10 protein-coding genes and 1 pseudogene are annotated in these 20,626 nt (G+C 72.0%); 7 read left to right on the forward strand and 4 right to left on the reverse strand.

Annotated elements, in window-relative coordinates; translation table 11 throughout:
- The first annotated feature begins 46 nt into the window (after positions 1-46).
- Entirely contained in the window at positions 47-703 is a 657-nt protein-coding gene (locus DDJ31_RS04525) for a TetR/AcrR family transcriptional regulator (RefSeq protein WP_127181582.1), read from the forward strand.
- 102 nt (positions 704-805) lie between these two features.
- Here DDJ31_RS04525 and DDJ31_RS04530 read toward each other — a convergent pair whose 3' ends face one another.
- Positions 806-1,405 (reverse strand): TetR/AcrR family transcriptional regulator, encoded by a 600-nt coding sequence (locus DDJ31_RS04530; RefSeq protein WP_127181581.1) that lies wholly within the window; start codon positions 1,403-1,405, stop codon positions 806-808.
- Between the two features lie 97 nt (positions 1,406-1,502).
- On the opposite strand from DDJ31_RS04530, the gene DDJ31_RS04535 reads away from it, so the two are divergent.
- The 5 genes from DDJ31_RS04535 (at position 1,503) to DDJ31_RS04555 (ending at position 7,589) form a co-directional block, all read left to right on the forward strand.
- Entirely contained in the window at positions 1,503-2,534 is a 1,032-nt protein-coding gene (locus tag DDJ31_RS04535; protein ID WP_127181580.1) for an alcohol dehydrogenase catalytic domain-containing protein, read from the forward strand.
- 23 nt (positions 2,535-2,557) lie between these two features.
- Positions 2,558-2,695, forward strand: coding sequence for a hypothetical protein (locus tag DDJ31_RS38925; protein WP_240678282.1), 138 nt, complete (start codon positions 2,558-2,560; stop codon positions 2,693-2,695).
- A gap of 139 nt (positions 2,696-2,834) precedes the next feature.
- A complete protein-coding gene (locus tag DDJ31_RS04545; protein ID WP_127181579.1) occupies positions 2,835-3,956 on the forward strand; it encodes an alkene reductase in 1,122 nt (373 codons plus the stop codon).
- A gap of 236 nt (positions 3,957-4,192) precedes the next feature.
- Positions 4,193-5,380 carry an acyl-CoA dehydrogenase family protein gene (locus tag DDJ31_RS04550; protein WP_240678281.1) on the forward strand — a complete coding sequence of 396 codons (1,188 nt, stop codon included), beginning with the start codon at positions 4,193-4,195 and terminating at the stop codon, positions 5,378-5,380.
- Between the two features lie 787 nt (positions 5,381-6,167).
- Positions 6,168-7,589 carry a flavin monoamine oxidase family protein gene (locus DDJ31_RS04555; protein WP_127181577.1) on the forward strand — a complete coding sequence of 474 codons (1,422 nt, stop codon included), beginning with the start codon at positions 6,168-6,170 and terminating at the stop codon, positions 7,587-7,589.
- A gap of 128 nt (positions 7,590-7,717) precedes the next feature.
- Here DDJ31_RS04555 and DDJ31_RS04560 read toward each other — a convergent pair whose 3' ends face one another.
- Positions 7,718-8,590 (reverse strand): NAD(P)-dependent oxidoreductase, encoded by an 873-nt coding sequence (locus tag DDJ31_RS04560; RefSeq protein WP_127181576.1) that lies wholly within the window; start codon positions 8,588-8,590, stop codon positions 7,718-7,720.
- An 85-nt stretch (positions 8,591-8,675) separates the two neighbouring features.
- Between DDJ31_RS04560 and DDJ31_RS04565 the strand changes: the two genes are divergently transcribed.
- Positions 8,676-9,287, forward strand: coding sequence for a TetR/AcrR family transcriptional regulator (locus tag DDJ31_RS04565; protein ID WP_127181575.1), 612 nt, complete (start codon positions 8,676-8,678; stop codon positions 9,285-9,287).
- Positions 9,288-9,359: 72 nt separating this feature from the next.
- Here the strand turns inward: DDJ31_RS04565 and DDJ31_RS04570 are convergent, their stop codons facing one another.
- Together DDJ31_RS04570 and DDJ31_RS04575 are read right to left on the reverse strand one after the other, a co-directional pair.
- Positions 9,360-15,845: a thioester reductase domain-containing protein gene (locus DDJ31_RS04570; protein ID WP_431029278.1), complete on the reverse strand. Its 6,486-nt coding sequence runs from the start codon at positions 15,843-15,845 to the stop codon at positions 9,360-9,362.
- A 132-nt stretch (positions 15,846-15,977) separates the two neighbouring features.
- Positions 15,978-20,594, reverse strand: a pseudogene (locus DDJ31_RS04575) (SDR family NAD(P)-dependent oxidoreductase); the annotation flags it as partial.
- Positions 20,595-20,626: the final 32 nt, after the last annotated feature.

A 20,626-nucleotide genomic window follows, 5' to 3' on the forward strand; every position in this document is an offset into this window, starting at 1 on the left:
ACTCGCCAGAGTCAGGCTCTGATGAACCGAGCGGTACCATGCCGCTGTGTCGACCAGAGAATCGAAGAAGGCGGCCGGCGGCAGGCGGGCCGAGTACGCGGCCGCGACGCGCCAGGCGATCCATGAGGCCGCGCGCGAGCTGTTCACCGGCAAGGGCTACTTCGCGACCACCGTCGACGACATCGCCACGGCCGCACGCGTCGCGCCGGCCACGGTGTACGCGGTGGGCGGCGGAAAGCAGGGGCTCCTCAAGGCGATCATCGAGACCAGGACGACCGCGCCTGACGTGGAGGAGACCTACGGGCACATCGCGGGAACGGCGGACGCCGACGAGCTGCTGCGCTTCATCACCCACGCCACCCGGGTCCACTTCGAGGGCTCCCGCGGCCTGATGCGCGTCGTCATCGACACCGCTCCCCACGACGCCGCCGCGGCACAGGCGCTGCGGACCGCGCACGCCAGCCTCCGCGACGGCCTCGCCAGGACCGCGCGACGGCTGGCCGAGCTGGGCGCCCTGCGGAACGGGATCGATGTGCGGGAAGCGACCGACACCCTCTGGTTCTACCTGGGCAACGGCGCCTACTTCACCCTGACCGACGACAACGACTGGCCGTTGGACAAGGTCGAGCAGTGGCTGCACACGTCGCTCCGCACGGCGCTGCTCCGATCCGGATCAGCCGACCGGAGCGCGTCCGACCAGTGACCACCCAGCGGGTGTACGGCCGCGACGGCGGGGACACGGACCCGCGGCCATCCACCCGGGCCGACAGGGCGACCCCGGGTCGAGCGCACGGGCGCGCAGCCCTCAGTCGAGAGCGTGCGCGCGGCAGGTCCGCAGGATCTCGTCGGACAGTTCGGGCTGGACGTCGCTGACGGCGCGGGCGAGGACCATCGCCCCTACCAGTCGGCTGAGCAGCAGCACCGCACGGTCGCGCGCCTCCTGTGAGGTGATCTCCCCTTCGTGCTCACGGGCGAACTCCTCGGCGAATCCCGTGAGATAGCCCTCCACGCCGGTCGCGTAGGCGCTCTGGACCGTGTCGGTGTGCCGTCCGGCGTCGATGACCAGGGAGGCGGAGGGACAGCCGCCGTCCGACGCGTCGCGGTGGGCGGCCGAGAGGTAGGTGTCCACCACGCGCTTCAGCGGGGGGCCATTGCGGTCGGCGCCCTCTTCGATGATCTGGCGCAGGCCACCCAGAGAGGCTTCGAACGAGGTGCCGCACGCCTCGGTGGCCAGATCGCCCTTGGACGCGAAGTGGTTGTAGAAGCCGCCGTGGGTCAGGCCCGCTTCCTTCATCAGGTCGGCGATCCCCACGGCGTCGACGCCCTGTGAGCGGAACATGCGCCCGGCCGCCTCGACGATGTTCTGCCGGTTCCTGGCCTTGTCTTCCTTGGTGATCCGCGGCATGGCCGCCCTCCCGCGTCGGCGCTGATTGACGTTTTCGATGTTACCCCTCATCATTCTTTTTAATGTTGCCCATCATCAAAGAGTCGAGGGGGCACCCATGCGCACCGTGGAGTACACCCGCCGAGGGAACCCCGCACAGGTACTGACGCTGAGGGAGAAGCCCCACCGGCCGACCCCCGGCAGCGGGGAGGTTCTGGTCCGCGTGCTGGTCAGTCCCGTTCATCCGGGGGACCTGATCGGTGTGGAGGGTCCGCCGGGGCCACCGGAACAGCAGGAGGAGGCCCGGACTCCCGGAGTGGAGGGCATGGGCGTCGTCGAGAGCGTCGGAGCGGACGTGCGGGCGCAGCGGCCGGGGCAGCGGGTGGCGGTTTTCCCCGCGCCGGGAACGTGGAGCGACTTCGTCGTGGTGCCCGCCGAGCTGGCGGTGCCGGTGCCGGACGGGGTCAGCGACGAGACCGCGGCCCTGATGCTGGTCAACCCGCTGACGCTGCGCATGCTGTACCGCGCGGTGGAGGACGCCCTGCGCGGGCGGCCGGGTCCTGTCCTCCAGACCGCCGCCGGATCGTCCATCGGCAGGCTGGTCAGCGCGACCGCCGCCCGGCACGACGTGCGGTTGATCAACCTCGTGCGCAGTGCTTCCGGCGCCGAGAGACTACGTGCGCTCCACCCCTCCCAGCCCGCGGTCGCGACCTGCGACGACGACTGGCGGGCACAGGTCAGCCTCTACGCCGGCGAGCGGGGCGTGCGGGTGGTCCTCGACAGCGTCGGCGGCGCCATGACCCGCGACCTCGCCGAACTGCTCGCCGACGACGGCACCTTGGTCTCCTACGGACAGCTGGGTTCCGGCACGACCCCGCTGGAGGCGCTGCCCCTCATCGGGCGGGCGCTGACGGTGCGGGGCGTGACCGTCCTGCGCTGGACGAGCCGCACCCCGCAGGAGCGGGCCCAGGACGTCGCGTTCGCCCAGGAGTTGGCGCGTAGCAGGCCCGACCTGCTGGAAGTCGCGGGCAGTTACGACCTCGCCGACTTCAAGGCGGCCATCGAGCACGCCCGCCGCCCGGCCAAGAGCGGAACGGTCCTGCTCACCACCGCACGCACCACCGGCTCAGGACAGGAGGGCGCCCGCTGAGGATCGGCACGCTCAAAGCCGGGGTGTTCGCCCAGGCCATGGCCCGGCACGCGATCCGCCACGGCCACGAGGTCGTGCTCAGCAACACGGGAGGCCGGCTCATCCAGCTCGGCGACCCGCTGTCGGCCCTCCACGCCCTCCACGCCCTCAGACAGGACTGATCCCGCCCCACCGCCGTGCCGCTCGTGTCCGCATCGACGCATTCCCCCTCATTTCCGCATCTCCCTATTCCCCTCCTTTCCGCACCTCCCTGTCCCCGTATCCCCGTGAGCAGCGTCTCCCACCGCGAAAGAGATCCCGATGTCCGACCAGACCCCCGCACCCGGCGCCCAGCCCCTCCTTCAGCCCGTTCGGCTGGGCGCGCTCGACCTGCCCAACCGCGTCGTGATGGCTCCCATGACGCGCGCTCGGGCCGACAACGAGGAACTGGCCCCCACCGCCCTGCACGCCACCTACTACAGCCAGCGCGCCGGCGCCGGCCTGATCGTCAGCGAGGGGACCTGGGTCAGCACGGACGCGATCGGCTTCGTCAACGTCCCCGGCCTCTACACGGACGCCCAGACCGCGGGCTGGGCGAAGGTCACCGAAGCCGTGCACTCCGCGGGCGGGAGGATCGTCTCGCAACTCGGCCACGTCGGCGCGGTCTCCCACCCCGACTACCACGGCGGCAGGCTCCCCGCGGGACCTTCTGCGGTCAATCCCCACGAGATGTCCTTCACCCCTGAGGGCCCGAAGGACACCGTCACGCCTCGCGCCCTGAGCGCCTCGGAGATCGCCGCCACGATCGGCGCCTACCGGCAGGCGGCCACCAACGCACTGCGCGCCGGATTCGACGGCCTGGAGATCCACGCGCAGGTGTCCCACCTCGTGGCCCAGTTCCTCAACCCCCGTCTCAACCGGCGCACCGACGCCTACGGCGGCAGCGGTGAGAAGCGGGCGCGGTTCCTCCTCGACATCCTGGACGCCGTCAGCGGGGTGTGGGGCAGCGACCGCGTCGCCGTCAAGCTCTCCCCCTACTGGCGTCACGAACCCGCCTTCACCGCGGACGACGAGCAACTCGCCGAGTACGACCAGCTCCTCAAGCGCCTCGGCGACAGCGGACTGGCCTATCTCCACCTCCTCGGCCCGGAACCCGGCGGGGCGAGCGACGACACCCTCGCCGCGTTCAGCCGCTACCGCGCCCACTACCGCGGCGCCATCGTCGCCAACCTCGGCTTCACCCGGGCGAGCGGCAACGACCTGCTCGAACGGGGTCTGGCCGACGCGGTCTCCTTCGGCGCCCCCTTCATCGCCAACCCGGACCTCGTCGATCGGTTCACCCACGGCCGCCCGCTGGCCACCGGCGACCGCGACACGTACTTCGCGAGTGGCGTGAAGGGACCCGAGGGATACACGGACTACCCGGCGGTGAACGGGTCGTAGGGCTTTTCAGCCGGCTCGGGCGGCGCCGTCAAGCAGGCACGGAAACATCGCGCCCATCGTCGAGTAACCGGAATTTTCCGAGAATTCACGAGGGGTCGATTACCGTCCCGTGACCGGAACACAGAAGGGTGTCCCACCGTTCGTCGATAAGGTGACCGGCGACAGTTTCACAAGAAATCACCGACCTCGATCGACGACACATGTGACCACACATGGTGAGGATGGGAGGAGGCAGCATGACTGCGCCCAAGGAGAAATCCCCGACGAAACTCGCGACGATGCTGGACGCCATCGGCAGGATTTCCCCCAAACTGCGGCAGAACAGCGGGACCGCCGAGTCCGAGCGCTGGATACCGAAGGAGAGCATCGAACTGCTCGAGGAGGCGGGCGTCTTCCGTGCCGCGGTTCCCGAGCGTTTCGGCGGGCTCGATCTCTCCGCGGCCGAACAGGCGTCGGTGCTGACCGAGATCGCCCGCAGTTGCGGTTCGACGGGTTGGGTCGCCTCCGTCTGGATGTCCAGCGCGTGGATCGTGAGCCTGTATCCGGACAAGGCCCAGGAGGAGATCTTCGCGAACGGCTCCGTGCGGGTGTCGGGCGGTTTCACGCCGACGGGCACAATGAAAGCGACCGACGGCGGATACATCCTGAATGGCACCTGGCGTTTCAACACCGGGGTGCGCGGGGCCGAATGGAACATCTGCGCCGCCATGGTGGAGACTCCGGACGGCGGGCACGAGGAACTCTTCGCCGTCGTGCCGATCTCCGAGGTCTCCGTCGCGGACGACTGGGACACCTTCGGCGCGGCGGGCACGGGAAGTGTCACCTCGTCGGTCCGTGACGTTTTCGTACCGGCGCACCGCGTGGTGGACGGAAGCGTGTACGACGCCTCCACCGGTGACCGGTGGAACGAGAAGGTGAACGGCCGGAACTACAACCTCACCAGTTACATCCTGGCGACGTGCGCACCGGTGTACATCGGGCTGGCGAAGGCCGCGCTCGACCTCTTCACCGAGCGGCTCCCCGGCAAGAAGATCACGTACACGGAGTGGACGGACCAGAGCCGGCACCCGTACACCTGGGTGCAGTTGGCGACGGCGGCGAACAAGATCGCCGCGTGCGAGGCGCTCCAGCGCACCTGGCTGGAGAGCATGCAGGGCGCGGAGGACGCGGGCGAGAAGATGACCGTCGAGGCCAAGGCCGCCGTCCGCGGCCAGGTCGGCTACGTCGTGCAGACCGCGAAGGAGGCGGCCGAGATCCTGTACAACATCAGCTCCGCCTCGACGATCTCCCGCAGCAACGCGTTCCAGCGCGCCTACCGGGACATCGTCGCGCTCTCCCTGCACGGCCTGCTGACCCCCGTCAGCTCGCTGGAGGCGCACGGCCGGGTCCTGCTGGGCCTTGAGCCCGGTACGGACTACATCTGACGGGAGGCGGACCGGCCGCGTTCCGCCCGACCTGGTCGGGACGGGCCGGGTCCGACGCCCCGGGCGTGGGCCGGTGTGCGGGCATCCCGTGCGCCCGCGGCGCCTCCGCTCCCCGGTTCCGCTCCTCACCGTGAAAGCCCCCGACCGTAACGACGGTCGGGGGCTTTCGCGTTGCTCGCCGGACTTTTCGGGCACGTCGGGCGGAATGCGGGGTCCTCGATCTCGGAGAGTGCCGTCGATTTCCCGCAGAGTATCCGCGCAAACATGAATGTGCGGAAAATTACCGGGCCGTGGACGGACAGAGAACATGCGATGACGCGGCACGTTTAAAGTTTCGACAACGCCTCGGCACAGGGAAACAAGGGTGTTTTGCGCCGAGGTACGTAACCGGGGGAAGAACATGAAGAGAACCAGGTGGGGGACACCCGACACACACAGCAGATGATCATCTCCTGCGGCACATCCGTCCCGAGGCAGTGCGGCCTCCAGCTGTGACGTGATGTCCGCTTTCCCATAGCCGTCCGCGCCGCTTTCCCGGGGGGAGCGACAGCGCGGAGCGCGCTGTGACTCAACCCTTCTCGCGGAAGGCCGGCGCCTCGGGCACCGGCGTCGTCGACGACGAACTGACGGGGTTCGTTCTCGGCGCGTCCATTTCCTGACACGCCTGCCCGCGGGCCGCTCCCCGGCTCATTCCGTGCGCCCGCGCACGGTGCCCGCTGAATTCCGCGTGCCCTCCTCAGCCTAATGGCGAGGACCTGACAACCACAAGCGAGTGGAGTTGTTTTCCATGTCTTTCCGTCGCTCTGCGTCCAACCCCGCGGCCGACGGCCGTCTCGGCCGCCGAAGTCTGCTCAAGGCCGCCGGTGCTTCGGCGCTCGGCGCCACGCTCCTGTCGACGACCGTCGGTGCGGGCCGAGCCCACGCCGCCACGGCGGCGGACGTCATCATCATCGGCGCCGGCTACGCGGGAGCCACCGTGGCCAGGGAGTTGGCGCTCAAGGGCCTGAAGCCGCTGGTACTCGAAGCCCAGAACCGCATAGGCGGCCGGGTCTTCACCACCACCTACGCCGGGGCCCAGATCGAGGCGGGCGCCGGCTGGCTCGGGCCGCAGCAGCCGCTGATCCACGAGGAGTTGCGGCGCTACAACATCGGGACGTACGAGGACGTCGCCGCGGAGCAGTTCATCCTGCCCGGCACCCAGGGCTTCCAGACCCTCGACCCCACGGCCGCCCTCACCTCCCTCGACCAGCTCTGGAGCACGTTCTACTCCGGGTCCGCGAACTACTTCGAGCGGCCCTACGATCCGCTGTACCGCGCGGACCTCCTCCAGTCGGTCGACCCGCTGTCGCTGGCCGACCGGCTCGGTCAACTCTCGCTGTCCCCCACCGAGAAGCAGTGGCTGAACAGCGAGACCTCCGTCTACTCCGGCGGTTCCAGCAGCCTGGGCGCGCTCACCGGCATGGCCCAGTGGATCCAGCTCGCCGGTGGCACCTACGGCGAGTACACGACCACCATGAGCCTGCGCCCGGTGGGCGGCATGATCGCGGTGCTGCAGAAGATGCTCACCGAGGCCCAGGCCGATGTGAGGCTCAGCTCGCCGGTCAAGAAGGTCACGCAGTCGGGCGGGACGGTGACCGTCGAGACCACGTCGGGGGCCACCTTCACCGCACCGGCGGTGGTCGTGGCCACGTCCACCAACACGTGGAAGAACATCACCTTCAGCCCCGGGCTGCCGACCGCCCACAAGCGGGCGTCGAGCGAGGGCATCGGGATACCGCACGCCACCAAGGTGTGGGTCCATGTGCAGGGCAGCATCCCGCCCTCGGTCGCCCAGGCGGGCGAGGGTTCTCCGATCCTGATGATGGTGCCGCAGGTGAAGACCGCGAAGGGCCGTCTGTACGTGGCCTTCACCGGCCCGTCGCTCGACGTGGCCAACGCGAGCGCCGTGCAGACGGCCGTGCAGCAGCTCCTGCCCGGCACCACCGTCCTGGAGTACCAGGCGATGGAGTGGGCGAAGCAGCAGTACACCGGCGGCTGGGGGCTGCGCCGTCCCGGCCAGCTCCTCGGGCTCTTCCCCGCCATCGAGCAACCGCACGGGCGGATCCTGTTCGCGGGCGGCGACATCGCCAAGGGCTGGCACGGCGCCTTCATCGAGGGTGCGATCGAGTCCGGTTTCCGCGCCGCGGGTCAGGCCGCCACGCTGATCTGAAAGACCGGCGCGCCGCCGTCGACGACCGGTTCGCCGTCGACCGCGCCCGTCCGGCGGTGCCGGCGGGCGCGGAACGCCGGGTGTGGGCTGTCTGAGGTGCGGACTCCGGCAGACCACACCCGGCCGTCTCAGCCCGCCTGCTTCTTCAGGATCTCGATGAGGCTGGAGAAGCTGTTCTCGGCGAAGCCCTTGTCCATGCCCGCGTGGAAGATCGCGGAGACGGCGTCGAGGAGGGTGGTGTTCACGCCGGCGTCCGCGTGGGTGTGCGTGACGTGGTCGATGCTGGCCGCGCCCATCGCGAGGCGGTCGACGTCACCCGGGTAGGAGGCGGTGTCGACGTGCTGGGCGTACAGGTCGAGGAAGTGCGGCATCATCGCGAACTGCATCTTGGCGTAGGGCAGCAGGTCCTGCGCCGTGACACCGTTCGCCTGCCCCAGGGCCAGGGCCTGGTAGAAGCTGAGCATCGAGGTCCAGAAGATGGTCATCTGGGCCTGGTAGTACATCGCGGCGAGGCCGGCGTCCTCACCGCGGTGGTCGGCCTCGGTGAGGACCTTCAGCGCCTCCTCGTGGGCGTCGAAGACGTCCTTGGGGCCGCTGTAGTAGGTGGACGAGCCCGGCTTGCCGATCAGCGGCGGCGGGACCTGCACACCACCGGTCAGGTGCTTCGCACCGTGCTTGGCCGCCCACGCGGCCGCCTCACGGGCCTTCTCGGGAGTGTCCGAGGTGAGGTTGGCGATGACCTTCCCGGAGAGGGAGCCGGCGGCCGGCTCCAGGACCGCGTACACCGCGTCGTAGTCCGTGAGGCTGAGCACCACCAGCTCGTTGGCCGCCAGCGCCTCCTCGACCGTCGGCGCGAGGACGGCGCCGCGCGCGACCAGCGGCTCCGCCTTGGCGGCGGTGCGGTTCCAGACGGTCACCTGGTAGCCGTTGTCCAGGTAGGTGTTCACCATGGCCTGGCCCATCGGGCCCAGACCGATGAGCGTCAACGACTTGTTACCCATGCGTATCTCCCTTAGAACGAACGCTCTATCTAGGAGTCAATGTAGCAGCCTTTAGAACGATCGCTCTACCAAGTAGATTGTTCGCATGAAAACGAAGCCGCAGGACGCGGGCGCGTCGCCCGCGGGAGCAGGTCTCGGCACCCGCGAGCGCGTGGTGCGAGCCGCGTCGCGGCTCTTCCAGCGCCAGGGGTACGAGGGCACGGGCATCAAGCTGATCGCCCAGGAGGCGGAGGCGACCCTCGGCTCCGTCTACCACTTCTTCCCCAACGGCAAGGAGGAGCTGGCCGTCGCCGCGATCCAGCACGGCGACCGGGAGTTCGCGGAGATGCTCAGCTCCGGGCTGGCCGGCTCCGACGACCCCGCGGTGGCGGTGGAGAACTGCGCCCGCACCCTCGCCACCGCCCTGCGCGAGTCGGACTGGGCCGAGGGCTGCCCGGTGACGGCGACCGCCCTGGAGACGCTCGGCCGCACCCCCTCGATCCAGCAGGCCTGCCTGGAGGCGCTGCGCAACTGGCAGGCCGTCCTGGCCGCCAAGTTCCGGGCCAGCGGCTTCGACGACGAGGAGGCCGAGGAGCTGGCCTGCACCGTGCTGTCGGCCCTGGAGGGCGCCGAGGTGACGTCGCAGGTCTTCCGCAGCGAGAAGCCCCTGCTGACCACGGGCCGCCGCATGGCCCAGCTGATCCGCTCCCGCTCGTAGCCAGGCGAGGAGCGCACGCGTGAGGGGGGTGTCCCGTGCGGGACACCCCCCCTCACGCGTGTGCCGGGCCGGTCAGCCGGCGGGCGGGAAGTGTCCTTCCTCGACGAAGAACCTGACGTAGGTCGCGAAGAGTTCCTCGGTCAGCGGCGGGCACTCGATGCCCGTGGCGGCCAGCGCCGCCTCCGTCTCGCTGGTGTCGAGGCGCGGATAGAAGGCGTCCGTGTCCGAGGTCATCAGCTCGAAGGCGTGCAGGAGGGGCAGCAGCGCGTTGGTGCGGTCGGCCCTGACGGCGGCGCTCCAGTCGTCCCGGTCCGTCTCCCGCAGGGAGTAGCCCATCCCGCGCAGCCGGGAGACGCAGTCGGCCAGGCTCAGCGAGTCCTTGTTGAAGAGGTGGTAGGTGCCGCCGGTCTCCTCCGGGCGGCCTGCGATCCCGACGATGGCCGCGCTGACGTAGTCGACCGGCAGCAGGTGGAAGCGGCCCTCGACGCCGGCCGGCACGGCCCCCGCCTGGAGCAGCCCCTTGAGGCTGAGCCACACGAAGTCGCGGGTCTGGCAGGCGCCGTTGTCCCGGTCGCCCGAGATGACGTCCACGCGGTAGACGGAGACGGGCAGTCCCCTCTCCCTGGCCAGTTCCACGAGCTGTTCGGCGACCCACTTGCTCTGCAGGTAGCCGCTCGGCAGCGCCTCGGCGGGCCCGGTGGGGTCGTCCACCTTCAGCGGGACGCCCGGGACACGGGCGCCGTTGAAAACGCCGACGGTGGAGACGTGGTGGACGGGGACCGTGCGGTGGCGGGCGGCCAGCCGCAGGATCTCCTCGGTGCCGCGGACGTTGGCGGCGCTGAGCGCCGTGTACGGGTGCAGCCAGTGGACGGTCGCCCCCGCGTGGTAGATCACGTCGACGGTGCGGGCCAGCCGGTCGTGGACCTGCTCGCTCAGGCCGAGTCCCGGCTCGGCGAGATCGCCCGCGAGGACGTTCAGCCGGTCGGGGTCGATGTCGTCCCAGACGCGGTACCACACGAGGCTCGCGCGCAGCCGTTCGTACGCGGCCTCCCGGTCCTTCCCGCGCACCAGGCAGTGGACGCGGGCCCCGGTGGTGCGCATCAGGTCGCGCAGCAGGAAGGCGCCGAGGAACCCGCTGGCTCCCGTCAGCAGGATCTCCCGGGGAGGCGCGCCGGGTTCGACGGACTCGGCGGCGGGCCGGATGTCGTCGGCGAGGCGGATGTCCGCCGCGTAGTCGACGGCGGCCGGGGGCGCGGCGTCGCCTGCCTCGTCGTCCGCGGTGAGGAGGTCGTCGAGGAGGCGCTCCGCCAGGTCCTTGGGGGTGGGGTGGTCGAAGACCAGGGTGGCGGGCAGCCGCAGGCCGGTGAGGGCGGTGAGGCGGGCCCGCAGCTCCACCGAGGTGAGCGAGTCGAAGCCGAGCTGGTTGAAGGGCTGTGCGGGGTCGAGGTCCCGGCCGCCGCCGTGTCCGAGGACGTCCCGCATGGCGTCGAGGAGTGCCGTCAGGACCGTCTCGCGCTGCTCGGGCCGGTCGAGGCCGGTCAGCCGCTGCGCGAGTCCGGTTCCCGTGTCGGACGCGGTGGTGGCGACGGCTCGCCTGGGGGTGCGGATCAGGGACCGCAGGACGGCGGACACCTGCGGCTGGGAGCGCAGCGCCGTCTCGTCCAGGGTGGTGGCGACGGGCGCGGGGTGGCCGAGGCGCAGCGCGAGGTCGAGCAGGGCGGGCCCCTGTGCGCCGGTCACCGGGCGGAACCCGCTGCGGGCGATGCGCCGCAGGTCGGTCTCGGTGAGGCCGCCGGTCAGGCCGGTGGTCTGCTCCCAGAGCCCCCAGGCGAGGGAGGTCGCGGGCAGTCCGTGGGCGGCGCGGTGCCGGGCGAGGCCGTCGAGGTAGCTGTTGGCGGCGGCGTAGGTGGACTGTCCCGGCCCGCCGATCACGCCGGCGACGGACGAGAAGAGGACGAAGGCGGTCAGTCCCGCGTCCCGGGTCAGTTCGTGCAGGTGCCAGGCCGCGTCGGCCTTCGGCCGCAGCACCGCCTCCAGCCGCTCGGCGGTCTGCGCGGTGACCAGCCCGTCGTCCAGGACACCCGCGGTGTGGACGACTCCGGTCAGGGGGTGGTCGTGCGGTACCCGGGAGAGCAGGTCCGCGAGGTGGGCGCGGTCGGAGACGTCGCACGCCTCGACCGTGACGGTGGCGCCCAACTCGGTGAGCGCGGCCACCAGTTCGTCGGCGCCGGGCGCCTGCCGGCCCCGGCGGCCGGCCAGCAGCAGGTGCCGCACGCCATGGGCGGTCACGAGGTGGCGTGCGAACACGGCGGCGAGGGAACCGGTGCCGCCGGTGATCAGGACCGTGCCGCGCGGATCCCAGACCGGGTCCTGGCCGGTGGCCTCGGGGCCGACCCGGGCGAGCCGGGGCAGCAGGACCGAGCCGTGGCGCAGGGCGGCCTGCGGCTCACCGGCGGCGAGCACGCCGGAGAGCAGTCCGCGCGTGGCGTCGTCGACGTCGCCGGCCGCGGTGCCGGACGGCAGGTCGACGAGGACGATCCGACCGGGCGCCTCGGACTGCGCGGAGCGCAGCAGCCCCCAGGCCGCCGCACCGCCCAGGTCGGTGACGTCGTCGCCGTCGGCGGCCGTCATGGCTCCGGTGGTCAGCACCACGAGGGGCACATCGGTGAGCGTGTCCTCGGCGAGCCAGGCGCGGGCGAGTTCGAGGGCGCGGCCCGTGGTGTCGCGGACGGCTTCCGGGCCGCCGGTGACCGTGTGGGCCGAGGTCAGCCTGACGCGTACGGCGTCGACGGGGGCGCCGGTGCCGATCGCGGCGGCGGCCTCCGCCACGGTCGGGTAGCCGGGGGTGTCCGGGTTCTCGGGGACACCGAGCACGGCCCAGCGGGTGTCGGCTCCGGCCGCCGGGGGGACGGCGACGCGCGTCCAGTCCGTCGTGAACAGCGCGTCGTGGGGGCGGATCCGGGCGGCGGCCACCTCGTCGGCGGGCAGGGGCCGTACGGTCACGGCGTCGATCTCGGCGACGAGCCGGCCGGCCGCGTCCTGGAGGCGGACGGTGTAGGTGCGGCCGTCCGGGTTCCGCGTGTCGTCCCCGTCGGCGGGCCTGAGGTGTGCGCGGACCGTGCGCGCGTGGGTGGCGTGCAGGCGGACGCCGCGCCACCGTACGGCCGCCGCCGCCTGGTCGGCCGGGTTCCCGGTCAGCAGCGGCTGGAGCGCGGTGTGCAGCAGCGCGGGGTGCAGCCCGTACGCGTCGGCGCGCTCGGCCTCGGCGGCGGGCAGGGTGACGTCGGCGAACAGTTCGCCGTCGCGCTCGTGGAGAGCGGTGAGGCCCTGGTGGGAGGGTCCCTGGTGCACGCCGAGTTCGGTGAGGCGCGCGCGGACGTCGGCCACCGGCAGCGGGCGGGCGTCCGTGGGCGGCCACGGCGTGGCCTGCGGCGCCGGGGGTGTGAGCAGCGGGGCGGTGCCGAGCAGGCCGTGGGCGTGGCGGACCCAGGAGGCGGCGGTGTCGTCGGGGCGGGAGTGGACGGCGAGGGGCCGCCGCCCGGAGGGGTCGGGGGCCCCGACGGTGACCCGCAGGTGGACGCCTGTGTCGGCGGGCAGCGCCAGGGGTGTCTCGGTGGTGAGTCCGTCCAGGGCGGTGCAGCCGAGTTCGTCGCCGGCCCGGACGGCGAGTTCGACGAGTGCGGCGGCCGGGAGCAGGGCGGTGCCGTGCACGCAGTGGTCGGCCAGCCAGGGGTGGGTGCGCAGGGACAGCCGGCTGGTGAAGACGGCTTCGTCGCGCTCGTCCAGCAGCAGGGCGGCGCCGAGCAGGGGATGTTCGGCGGGGCGCAGGCCGAGGTCGGTGGCGTCGGCCCGGGGTTCGGGGCTGTCGACCCAGTAGCGCTCGTGCTGGAAGGCGTAGGTGGGCAGCTTCACCCGGCGGGCGCCCGTCCCGGCGAAGTACGCCGGCCAGTCGGGGCGGGCCGCGGTCAGGTGCAGTCGTCCGAGTCCCGCGGCCAGGGTGTGGGGCTCGGACCGGCCGCGGCGGAGCAGTGCCAGGGCGGTGGTGCCGGGCCGGTCGTCGAGGGCGTCCTCGACGAGTGAGGTCAGTGCGGCGTCGGGGCCGGTCTCCACGAAGGTCGTGACGCCCTCGTCCTTGAGGGTGGTGACGGCGTCGGCGAACCGGACGGCCTGACGGACCTGAGCCGTCCAGTAGTCGGCCGACCGCAGATCGTCACCCGACGCCCGACGCCCCGTCACCGTCGACACCACCGGAATCAACGGCTCACCGAACGACACCCGCTTCACCGCCGTCCGGAACTCCTCCAGCATCCCGTCCATCAACGGCGAATGAAACGCGTGCGACACCCGCAACCGACTCGTCCGACGCCCACGCCTGCGGAAAACCCCCACCACCTCCTCCACCGCCTCGACGGCACCCGACACCACCACCGACGACGGACCGTTCACCGCCGCCACACCCACCACACCCCCACAACCAGCCACCACCTCCACAACCTCGGCCTCACCCGCCTCCACCGCCACCATCACACCGCCACCCGGCAACGCCTGCATCAACCGCCCACGCACCGCCACCAGATACGCAGCGTCCTCAAGACCCAACACCCCCGCCACATGAGCCGCCGCCACCTCACCCACCGAATGCCCCACCACCACATCCGGCCGCACACCCCACGACTCCAACAACCGGAACAACGCCACCTCGAACGCGAACAACGCCGGCTGCGCGAACCCGGTCTCCCGCAGCGACTCCGCCTCGGCCGACCCCTCCTCGGCCGTCATCAGCGACACCACCGAACGCCCCACATGCGGCTCAAGCGCCGCGTCCACCTCACCCAGCACCTTCCCGAACAGGGGATAGGCGGCGGCCAGTTCAGCCCCCATGCCCACGCGCTGAGCACCCTGGCCCGAGAACACGAACCCGGTCCGGCCCGACGATCGCGCCCCTCGCACCGCGCCACCGGCCGCGAGCGACTCCAGCCCCGCGATCAGCTCACCGCGATCCCCGCCGACGACGGTCAGGGCGTGTTCGTGGGCGGCGCGGGTGGTGACGAGGGAGAGGCCGATGTCGGCGATGTCCACGTCGGTCCGTGTCCTGGCGTACTCGGCCAGCCGGGCGGCCTGGGCGCGCAGGGCGTCCTCGGTCCTGGCGGAGATCGTCCAGGGCACCACGGGAAGCGCGCGTTCGACGGGCGGCCGTTCCTCGGCGGTCCTGGTGTCCCGGGGCTCCGGCTCCTCGATGATGACGTGCGCGTTGGTGCCGCTGACGCCGAAGGCGGAGACGGCCGCGCGCCGGGGGCCGTCCTGACGCCTGGGCCACGGGCGGGCCTCGGTGAGCAGTTCGACGGCGCCGGACGACCAGTCGACCATCGGGGTCGGTTCGGTGACGTGCAGCGTCCTGGGCAGGACGTCGTGCCGCATCGCCTGCACCATCTTGATGACACCGCCGACACCGGCCGCCGCGACGGTGTGTCCGATGTTCGACTTCAACGAGCCGAGCAGCAGCGGCCGTTCACGTCCCTGGCCGTAGGTGGCCAGCAGCGCCTGCGCCTCGATCGGATCGCCCAGACGGGTCCCCGTCCCGTGCGCCTCCACCGCGTCGACGTCCGAGGGCGAGAGGCCCGCGCTCGCCAACGCGCCCCGGATCACCCGCTCCTGAGCGGGACCGCTCGGGGCCGTCAGACCGTTGCTGGCGCCGTCCTGGTTCACCGCCGAACCCCGCACCACCGCCAGCACCCGATGCCCGTTGCGCCGCGCGTCCGACAGCTTCTCGACGACGAGGAGGCCGACGCCCTCCGACCACGCGGTGCCGTCCGCCGTCGCCGAGAACGACTTGATGCGGCCGTCGGGGGCGAGTCCCTTCTGCCGGGAGAAGTCGATGAATCCACCCGGGGTCGCGGTGACGGTGGCGCCGCCGGCGAGGGCGAGGGTGGACTCGCCGCGGCGCACCGACTCCACGGCGAGGTGGAGGGCCACGAGCGACGAGGAGCAGGCCGTGTCAAGGGAGAGGGCGGGCCCTTCGAGGCCGAGGGTGTAGGCGATCCGGCCGGAGGCGACGCTGCTGAGCTTGCCGGTCATGAGGTGGCCCTCGAACTCCTCGGGCCCGTAGAGACCGAGGTAGCTCTGCTCCACCACCCCGGCGAAGACACCGGTCCTCGACCCCTTGAGGGTGGCGGGGTCGATCCCGGCGTCTTCGAGGGCCTCCCACGCGGTCTCCAGCAGCACGCGCTGCTGGGGGTCCATGGCGAGCGCCTCGCGCGGTGAGATGCCGAAGAAACCGGCGTCGAAGTGCGCGGCGCCGTCGAGGAACCCGGCCTCGCGGGCGTACGAGGTGCCGGGCTCCTGCGGGTCGGGGCTGTAGAGAGACTGGAGGTCCCAGCCGCGGTCCGCGGGGAACGGGCCGATGGCGTCCGTGCCGTCCGCGACGGTCCGCCACAGTTCGTCGGGTGAGGTCACCCCTCCGGGGAAGCGGCAGGCCATGCCCACGATCGCGACGGGTTCGCCGCGGGACGTCTCCAACTCGGTGATGCGTTCCCGTGCCTTCTGGAGATCGGCCGTCACCCACTTCAGGTACTCGACCAGTTTCTGCTCTCGGTCCTGGGCCTGCTGTTCGTCACGGCTGTCTGCGGACATGCGGAATCAGTCTCTCCTCGTACGGCGTGGTGCCGGGAACTCGTGGGACGGGCCGGACGGTCAGCTCGCGGCGCGGCCGAGCTGGGTGTCGATGAAGTCGAAGATCTCGTCGGCGGAGGCGGAGGCGATCGGGTCGGGCCGGGGGGCGGGGTCGTTAGGGTCTGCGGCCGTGCCGACGGGTGCGCTCACCTTGGCCAGCAGGGTCTGGAGCCGTACGGAGACCCCGACGCGGGACGCGTCGTCGGTGAGCCGGTCCAACGCGGCTTCCAGGGAGTCGAGTTCGTCGTGGACGCGGTCGGCGGGGTCGGCCGGGCCCGGTGCCGCCTCGGCTCGCAGGTACGCGGCGAGGGCGGCGGGGGTCGGGTGGTCGAAGACGAGGGTGGCGGGGAGCCGGACGCCGGTCGCCGCCGCCAGCCGGTTGCGCAGCTCGACACCGGTCAGGGAGTCGAAGCCCAGCTCCTGGAAGGGCCGTTCGGGAGCGATGCCGGCCGGGCTGACGTGCCCCAGGACGGCCGCGACCGTCGCGGTGACGGTCTCCAGCAGATAGCGCTCCTGCTGGTCCTCCGTCAGCTCGGCCAGGTGCTCGGCGAGGGACGGCGCGCCGTCCTCCTCCGCCGCCGGTGTCTCCTGCGCGCCGGGGACGGTGCCGCCCGCCGCCGCGGGGGCGGGCGGCGAGGCCATCAGGGCGGGGAGGGCCGAGGCCACGCCCCGGTCGAACAGGGCGAGCCCTTCGGCGTCGGCGATCCGGCGGAACCCGTCGCGGGCATACCTGTTCAGGTCCTGGTCGCTCAGGTGCGCGTTCATGCCCCGGTCCCGCCACAGGCCCCAGGCGAGCGCGGTGGCGGGCAGGCCGCGGGCCGCGCGGTGGATGGCCAGCGCGTCGAGGAAGGCGTTGGCCGCCGCGTAGTTGGACTGGCCGGGTGCGCCGAGGACGCCGGCCATGGAGGAGAAGAGGACGAAGGCCCGCAGCTCGGAGCGGCGGGTCAGTTCGTGCAGGTGCCAGGCGGCGTCGGCCTTCGGGCGCAGCACGGCCCGCAGCCGGTCGGCGTCCTGTGCGCCGAGGAGCGCGTTGTCGAGGACGCCGGCCGCGTGGACGACTCCGGTCAGCGGGTGCTCGTCGGGGATGCCGTCGAGGACGGCGGCCAGCGAGCGCCGGTCGGAGACGTCGCAGGACTCGACGGTGACGGTGGCGCCGTGTCCGGTCAGCTCGGCCACCAGCTCCCCGGCGCCCTCGGCCCGCCTGCCGCCGCGGCTGACCAGGAGGAGGTGGCGCACCCCGTGCTCGGTCACCAGGTGCCGGGCGAGCATCCCGCCGAGCGCTCCGGTACCGCCGGTGATCAGGACCGTTCCGTCGGGGCCCCACGGGGAGTCGGCCGGTTCCTGGTCGGTCACGGCGGTGAGGCGCGGCAGGAGCACCCGGTCGTCGCGTACGGCGGCCCTGGGGTGTCCGGCGGCCACGACGGCGGAGAGGGTCGCCTCCGTGAGGGCCGGGGCGTCGAGGACGGTGATCCGGCCGGGTGCCTCGGACTGTGCCGAGCCGATGAGTCCCCAGGCCGCGGCGGCGCCCAGGTCGGTGATGTCGTCGCCGTCCACCGCGGCGACGGCACCGCAGGTGCGGAGCACCAGCCGGACGTCCGCGAGGCGTTCGTCGGCCAGCCATTGCTTGACGAGGTCCAGCGCGTACCGGGGGCCGTGGGCCCAGTCGTCGGGGGTGGCGTCGGAGGGGAAGGGGGCGAGGACGGTGTCGACGCGGGCGCCGGCCGCGACGGCGGCGGCGAGGTCGGCGACGGTGGTGTAGCGGGCCGTACCGGCGGGCAGCGGTTCCGCGGTCGCCCGGTCCGGTGCGAGGAGCGCCCACTCATGGGTCGCCCGCGGACCGGGCGGGTCGAGCGGCTCCCAGGTCTGCCGGAAGAGTGCCTGTTCCGCGGTCCGGGGTGCGGCGGGTTCGGGCCGCAGCCAGAAGGGGTCCCGTTGGAAGGCGTAGGTGGGGAGGTCCACGGTCAAGGCCCCGGTGGGGGCGAAGAAGGCCGTCCAGTCCACTTCGGTGCCCCGGCAGTGCAGGGTGGCGAGGGCGGCGGTCAGCGACTCGGATTCGGGCCGTCCGCTCCGGACGGCGGGCACGGCGAGGGTGGTGTCGGCGGCGGACTGCGCGACGAGGCCGCTGAGCACCGGGCTCGGGCCCACTTCGAGCAGGGTGGTGACGCCTTCGGACTCCAGGGTGGTGACGGCGTCGGCGAACCGGACGGCCTGACGGACCTGAGCAGTCCAGTAGTCGGCCGACCGCAGATCATCACCCGACGCCCGACGCCCCGTCACCGTCGACACCACCGGAATCACCGGCTCCCCGAACGACACCCGCTTCACCGCCGTCCGGAACTCCTCCAGCATCCCGTCCATCAACGGCGAATGAAACGCGTGCGACACCCGCAACCGACTCGTCCGACGCCCACGCCTCCGGAAGACCCCCACGACCTCCTCCACCGCCTCCGCGGCACCCGACACCACCACCGACGACGGACCGTTCACCGCCGCCACACCCACCACACCCCCACAACCAGCCACCACCTCCACAACCTCGGCCTCACCCGCCTCCACCGCCACCATCACGCCACCACCCGGCAACGCCTGCATCAACCGCCCACGCACCGCCACCAGATACGCAGCGTCCTCAAGACCCAACACCCCCGCCACATGAGCCGCCGCCACCTCACCCACCGAATGCCCCACCACCACATCCGGCCGCACACCCCACGACTCCAACAACCGGAACAACGCCACCTCGAACGCGAACAACGCCGGCTGCGCGAACCCGGTGTTCTCCAGTGATTCGGCCTCGGTCGACATCAGCGACACCACCGAGCGCCCCACATGCGGCTCAAGCGCCGCGTCCACCTCACCCAGCACCTTCCCGAACAGGGGATAGGCGGCGGCCAGTTCAGCCCCCATGCCCACGCGCTGAGCACCCTGGCCCGAGAACACGAACCCGGTCTGCCCCGACGAACGCTCGCCCCGCACCACACCGCCGACCGCGCCACCGGCCGCCAGCGACTCCAGCCCCGCGATCAGCTCACCCCGTTCCCCGCCGACGACGGCCGCGCGGTGGGTGAAGTGGCTGCGGGTCGTGGCCAGGGAGTGGGCCAGGTCGAGGGTGGTCACGTCGTCGCGGCCGGCCACCGCGAGGAGCCTGCGGGCCTGCTCGGTCAGCGCCTGCGGTGTCCGCGCGGACAGCAGCCAGGGGACCGGTGGGGCATCGGTGCGCGGCTGCGCACGGCGGACCGCCGGTGCGACCTCGTCGTCCTCGGTGTCCAGCGGCTCGTCCGGCGGCGCCTGTTCGAGGATGACGTGCGCGTTGGTGCCGCCGAATCCGAAGGAGGAGACGGCGGAGCGGCGGGGCCGGTCGGTCCGCGGCCACGGGGTCTCCCGTGTGAGCAGTTCGACGGCACCGGAGTCCCAGTCGACGTACGGGGAGCGCTCCTCGGCGTGCAGTGTCCTGGGCAGGACACCGTGGCGCATCGCCTGCACCATCTTGATCACACCGCCGACACCGGCAGCCGCCTGGGCATGACCGATGTTCGACTTCAACGACCCCAGCAGCAGCGGCCGTTCACGTTCCTGGCCGTAGGTGGCCAGCAGCGCCTGCGCCTCGATCGGATCGCCCAGACGGGTTCCCGTCCCGTGCGCCTCCACCGCGTCGACGTCCGAAGGCGACAGGCCCGCGCTCGCCAACGCGTCCCGGATGACCCGCTCTTGAGCGGGACCGTTGGGAGCGGTCAGACCGTTGCTCGCGCCGTCCTGGTTCACCGCCGAACCCCGCACCACCGCCAGCACCCGGTGACCGTTGCGCCGCGCGTCCGACAACCGCTCAACCAGCAGCAGCCCCACACCCTCCGACCAGCCCGTCCCGTCCGCGTCGGCCGAGAACGACTTGCACCGGCCGTCCGTGGAGAGGCCGCGCAGCCGGGAGAACTCGACGAACGCCACCGGGGTGGACATGACGGTGACCCCGCCGGCCAGGGCCAGGTCGCACTCCCCCGCCCGCAGCGCGTTCGCCGCCAGGTGCAGGGCGACGAGCGACGACGAGCACGCCGTGTCCACGGCCACCGCGGGGCCCTCGAAGCCGAAGGTGTACGACAGCCGGCCACAGGCGATGCTCCCGGCGCTGCCGCTGAACAGGTAGCCTTCCGCGCCGTCCGGCGGGAGGTGCGGTCGGGAACCGTAGTCGTTGTACATCACGCCGGTGAAGACGCCGGTGCGGGAGCCGCGCAGCGCGTTCGGGTCGAGTCCCGCGCGCTCCAGCACCTCCCACGCCGTCTCCAGCAGCAGGCGCTGCTGCGGGTCCGTGGCCATCGCCTCACGCGGCGACATCCCGAAGAACTCACGGTCGAACAGATCCGCGTCGTGCAGGAACCCGCCGTGCCGGCTGTACGACGTACCCGCCCGATCCGGATCAGGGTCGTACAACCCCTCCAGATCCCACCCACGGTTCGACGGGAACTCCGACACCGCGTCCACGCCATCGCTCACCAGACCCCACAGGTCCTCGGGCGAAGTCACCCCGCCCGGGAACCGGCACGCCATCCCGACAATCGCGATCGGCTCCCGCTGTCGGTCCTCGGCCTCGCGCAGCTTCCTGCGCGCGTCGCGCGCGTCCGATATGGCCCGCTTGAGGTAGTCGCGGAGCTTCCCCTCGTCCGCCATGGCTGTCAACT

This window comes from Streptomyces griseoviridis, from assembly GCF_005222485.1.
Classification (GTDB): Bacteria; Actinomycetota; Actinomycetes; order Streptomycetales; family Streptomycetaceae; genus Streptomyces; species Streptomyces hintoniae.

Coding starts and splice junctions, on each gene's coding strand:
- DDJ31_RS04565 (WP_127181575.1), top strand. CDS start 8,676: ATGAAAACGAAGCCGCAGGACGCGGGCGCGTCGCCCGCGGGAGCAGGT.
- DDJ31_RS04550 (WP_240678281.1), top strand. CDS start 4,193: ATGACTGCGCCCAAGGAGAAATCCCCGACGAAACTCGCGACGATGCTG.
- DDJ31_RS04535 (WP_127181580.1), top strand. CDS start 1,503: ATGCGCACCGTGGAGTACACCCGCCGAGGGAACCCCGCACAGGTACTG.
- DDJ31_RS04530 (WP_127181581.1), bottom strand. CDS start 1,405: ATGCCGCGGATCACCAAGGAAGACAAGGCCAGGAACCGGCAGAACATC.
- DDJ31_RS04545 (WP_127181579.1), top strand. CDS start 2,835: ATGTCCGACCAGACCCCCGCACCCGGCGCCCAGCCCCTCCTTCAGCCC.
- DDJ31_RS04560 (WP_127181576.1), bottom strand. CDS start 8,590: ATGGGTAACAAGTCGTTGACGCTCATCGGTCTGGGCCCGATGGGCCAG.
- DDJ31_RS04555 (WP_127181577.1), top strand. CDS start 6,168: ATGTCTTTCCGTCGCTCTGCGTCCAACCCCGCGGCCGACGGCCGTCTC.